Raw genomic sequence first — 4,311 nt, forward strand, 5'->3', positions numbered from 1 at the left:
TAAATGCGATAAGACAAAACGCGGGCATGCGAGAGATACTAAAATTTACCCCGACCCTTGCGGCAAATCGCGTCCTATCCGTGAAATAAAGCCAGATCGCGCAAACAAGCGCGAAATAAAGCGATATATTTTTCGCCGCCGTCATACGCGGCATATGCTCGCAAGCGATAAAAACGCAAACGAGATATAAAGCGGCGTTTTGCAGGCGGTTTTGCAGTTTCGTCATTTTTTTCCTTAAATTTTAAACGCCCATTATAACGATAAAATCATTAAAATCCAGTAAGCGGTTTTTGGCTAAATTTTACTCGCAATCGCTCAAAAACCGGCCGTAAATTTATAAATTTATGCTAAATTTAGGCTAAATTTTATAAATAATAAAGGTCTAAATTTTGATATATTTTCTCATATATTTACTGATTTACCCATATCTTTTTGCGATGAAAAAGCTAAAATTTAAAGGCGAAAAAGGCAAAATTTTACTCATACAAACTGCTAAAATCGGCGACTACGCAAACTCTACCGTGATCTTTGAAAAGCTGGGTAAATTTGACGTACTCATCGACGAGATAAATCTAGCCTTCGCAAAACACGACAGCCGAATAGAAAAAATATTTACGATAAACGATGTAAAACGCAAAAAAGCCTCCAAACTAGGGCTCGCGCTCGAGCTTTTTTCGCGCGGCTACGATAGCGTCTACGTGCTGATGCCAAACAGCCTAAATCTCTTTTTAGCGCGCTGCACTCTAGCTAAAAACATCGTCGCCGTGCATCACTACGCGGCATCTAGCGACTTTGGCTTACTCGCGCTTGGCGTGAAAAAAGTGCCGCATACCCTGCAAGATCTAACGCTACTAACCTACCTAAAAACGGTAGGAGTTAGCGAGCTAAAATATGAAAAATGCTTGCAAAAACCGCTATTTATCCCGCAAGAAAATCTAATAAAAAGCGGCAAATTTAAGATCGGCGTGAGCCTAAGTGCAGGCAATAAAATGAAAACGCCGCCAAAGAAAACTTGGGAGAAAATCTTTGAAATTTTTGCCAAATTTGACTGCGAGGTTTATATTTTTGGCGTCGGCAAGGAGGCGGTGCTGCTACAAAACCTGCTCGCGCAAAATGCGGACGAAAAGCAGACGGAAAATCCTGGCGATGGACAAATTTGTGCAGATTTGGCCGGTAGCGATACGAGCGAAATTTACGGCGGTCTTGAAAATGCAAACGGCGAGCAATCAAAGGCTCAAATTTGCAGCGAAAACGGCATTAGCGGCGGGTCAAATTTTAGCTCGCAAATTTGCGATACTTACGTGAAAAAATTCGGCGAAAACGAGCTAAAAATCATCTCTTTGATAGGTAAAATCAAGCTTGAGGAGTTGCCGTTTTATCTCTCGCAGATGCAGCTTTACGCGAGCTCGGATACGGGCAACTACTACGTCGCAGATAGCGTGCGCACGCCCACGATCTGCCTGATGGGGCCTTGTTTTGCTAGCGAGCAAAGGGGCGTCGCCGACTCGCTCGTGATAAACTCGCATTTACCGCCCGTTAGCTCCGTGTTTAAAACCGTGCGAGATATCGACGCGAGCGCGTTTTTCGAACTTAGCGAGCAAAACCTCGCAGACATCGAGGCCTTCGTCAAAGTTCGCTATATATCCTATCTATCCCGCGAAGATAATTTTCTATGCTAAATGCCTTTATAACGGCTTCATCGGGGCTTTTTGAGGCTGGCTTACGCAAGCTATCAAAGCAGGCCAAAAGCGCGTCCGAGCTTCTTTGAACTATAAAAAAATCTTGCTTTTTTGAGGAGATTTCATAAATCTCCCTTATGACGGCGATATCCGAATACACCGCGCCAAGCCCGCGGCCAAGCGCCTCGATGACGACTCTGGGCAGTCCCTCGTCGCTAGAAAATCCAAGCACGTAGTCGCACGCGGCGTAAATCTCGTCCATCTTGGAAACAAAGCCCAGATACTCGGCCTTGCCCGATTTTATCAGTGCGTCAAATTTGGCTTTTGCGCCCGCTTTTAGCTCGCCTGTGCCCGCAAAATAGACTTTTACATCGCTTCTTTTTAGTCCCGCAAGCGCGTCAAAAACTAGCTCGTGCCCCTTTAGCGTCAAGAAATTTGCGGGCATTACGATATTTATTTTTTCGGCGTCAAATTTGGCTTTTAGGGTGGCGCTTTTATCGGCGGCGCTGTTTTTTAAATTTGACCGAGAATGGCTCAAATTTTCATCCGTCTCAGATTTTTCCTGACCTAAAACAGGCGCCTCTACGGGATTGTAAACCACGTTTTTAGGCATATTTATCTGCGCGGCGTAAAAATCGTAAGTCGCGTTTGAAACACAAACTGGCGTAAATTTTAGCCGCTTTAAAATCTCAAGTTTAAAAGGCTCGACGGCCGAGTTTTTACGCAGATGTTGCACTACCGCGATATTTAGAGCGTTTGCGGCGGCGATGTAGGCGAGATTGGTTGAAAAGTGATTATTTAAATGCACTACGTCTGGCCGCACCTGCCGCAGCAAGCAAAGCGCGTAGTCGTAGTCTTTTTTGTAGAGGTATTTTGCCAGCATTTGCCCACCAAGCGCACGCAAAAGCTCTTTTTTTAGCTTTGAGGGCTGTTTTTTTGGCTCAAATTTTATAAATTTAGCTCCGGCTTCTTCTATGATTTGCGAGATTTTGCGTCCGCCCGCCTCGTAATCAGTCTCAAAAAACGCGCATAGCTCGTACTTTTGCTGCGCGGCAAGCCCCCGCAAAAGATACAAAAAACTCTTCGTTCCGCCACCGTATTCGCACCCCGTATCGACGAACAAAATCTTTTTCAAATCATATCCCTTAGCATCTCCCAGACCTCGCGCGCCTCGATTTGCAGCATGCACTCCTGAAATTTGCAGTTTTTGCCGACGCAAGGCGAACAGGTGCGCGGCTTTTTGATAAATTTATGGATATCTTCGTCAAAATCCGGATTTGAGTTTACGGGCGAGGCGACGGCAAAAAGCCCGATCGTGGGCGTTTTTAGCGCAGCTGCGACGTGCAGCGGACCGGTATCGGGCGTCACAAGCACATCAAGTCTTGCTATAAGCGCCGCGGCCTCTCGAAGGCTAAATTTACCCGCCGCATTTATCACGCGCGGACTTCTTAGCTCGTCTTCTAGCTGCGCAGTCATCGCTCGCTCGGCGGGACTGCCTGTTAGCACGATCGCCGCATCCGTATGTTTTAAAATCAGGTTCGCCAGCTCCTGCCAACGCTGCAAAAACCACTGCCTAGAAACCGTGCTAGCCCCCATCTGAAAACCGATAAATTTGCGCGTGCCATAGTCTTTTAGCATCTCGTCCGCGCGGGTAAAATCCTCATCGCGCAAATACAAATTTAACCTCGTGTCGCAGCTATCAATGCCCATAAATTTAAGCTGCTCGAGGCGGTTTAGCACGACGTACCTCTCATCTCCGTAAGGCTCTGGCGCGTTTGAGTGAAAGGGGCTAAATTTATTGCCGGCATTGGGTAGTTTAAAGACGTATTTGGCTCCGCAAAGAACAGCTAGAGGCGTAGACTGCGGCTCGTTTGAGTGCAGGATAAAGATGACGTCGGGTTTTATTTTTTTTAAAGCAAACAGGGCACGTAAAAAGCCGCCCTTTTTGCCGTCATAAAGCAAAATTTCGTCGATATTCGGATCGGTTTTAAAAAGCGGTGCCGTAGATGGATTTAGCAGCGCGACCGTGCGTACGTGCGGGAAATTTTGCCGAAAGACGCGAAAAACGGGCGTGTTAAAAATCGTATCGCCAAGCGCGGTGTTGCTAAAAAAACAGACCGTTTGGACAGGCCGCGTAACCAGCTGCGTTTTGCGCACGCTTTTAAATCGCAAAATGAGCCGCGCCGCGCTCTCAAAGAGCTTCATACATCGCTTCCGTCTGCGCGACCATCGTCTCTATCGAGAAGTTTCGCACGATAAATTCCCTCGCGTTCGCGCTAAATTTCGCTCTAAGCGCCGAGTCTTTTATGAGCGTTTTTAAGGCCGCTTTGAGCGATTCTTTGTCGCCGTTTTTAAACAAAAGTCCCGTTTCGCCGCTACTTATCGCCTCGCCGATACCGCCCGCGTCGCTACCGATGCAAGGCACTCCGCAAGACTGCGCCTCCAGTAGCGCCGTGCCCAGCGCCTCCATCTTTGAGGGCAGCACGAAAACGTCAAAACTACCCAAAAACTCGCTCACGTCGGTGCGAGAGCCCAGCATGTAGATGTTTGGCGTTTTTATTTTTTTTAGATTTTCCTCCTGCGGACCGTCGCCGACCACGACCAGAGCGGTATTTGGTAAATTTATCTCGCT

At 47.1% G+C, this 4,311-nt stretch carries 4 protein-coding genes and 1 pseudogene; 1 reads left to right on the top strand and 4 read right to left on the bottom strand.

All coding sequences use genetic code 11. The annotated features are described in order from the left end of the window. Positions 1 to 226 (bottom strand): annotated as a pseudogene (locus tag Q0338_RS00660) (hypothetical protein); the annotation flags it as partial. A 163-nt stretch (positions 227 to 389) separates the two neighbouring features. Here Q0338_RS00660 and Q0338_RS00665 point away from each other — a divergent pair. After that, positions 390 to 1,679 (top strand): lipopolysaccharide heptosyltransferase family protein, encoded by a 1,290-nt coding sequence (locus Q0338_RS00665; protein ID WP_298085081.1) that lies wholly within the window; start codon positions 390 to 392, stop codon positions 1,677 to 1,679. Here the strand turns inward: Q0338_RS00665 and Q0338_RS00670 are convergent. The 3 genes from Q0338_RS00670 to Q0338_RS00680 form a co-directional block, all read right to left on the bottom strand. Next, positions 1,627 to 2,814, bottom strand: coding sequence for a glycosyltransferase family 4 protein (locus Q0338_RS00670; RefSeq protein ID WP_298085082.1), 1,188 nt, complete (start codon positions 2,812 to 2,814; stop codon positions 1,627 to 1,629). The two genes, Q0338_RS00665 and Q0338_RS00670, sit on opposite strands and share 53 nt — an antisense overlap. Next, positions 2,811 to 3,884 carry a glycosyltransferase family 9 protein gene (locus Q0338_RS00675; protein WP_298085083.1) on the bottom strand — a complete coding sequence of 358 codons (1,074 nt, stop codon included), beginning with the start codon at positions 3,882 to 3,884 and terminating at the stop codon, positions 2,811 to 2,813. Before Q0338_RS00675 ends, Q0338_RS00670 begins: the two co-directional genes overlap by 4 nt. Further along, positions 3,871 to 4,311, bottom strand: a 441-nt coding sequence (locus Q0338_RS00680) for a glycosyltransferase family 4 protein (RefSeq protein ID WP_298085084.1), incomplete at its 5' end; no start/stop codon positions are given. The genes Q0338_RS00680 and Q0338_RS00675, both read right to left, overlap by 14 nt.

Source organism: uncultured Campylobacter sp. (assembly GCF_938018145.1).
GTDB lineage: Bacteria > Campylobacterota > Campylobacteria > Campylobacterales > Campylobacteraceae > Campylobacter_A.

Excerpts from the sequence above, each read along its gene's own strand:
- Q0338_RS00675 (WP_298085083.1), bottom strand. The coding sequence starts at position 3,884 with ATGAAGCTCTTTGAGAGCGCGGCGCGGCTCATTTTGCGATTTAAAAGC.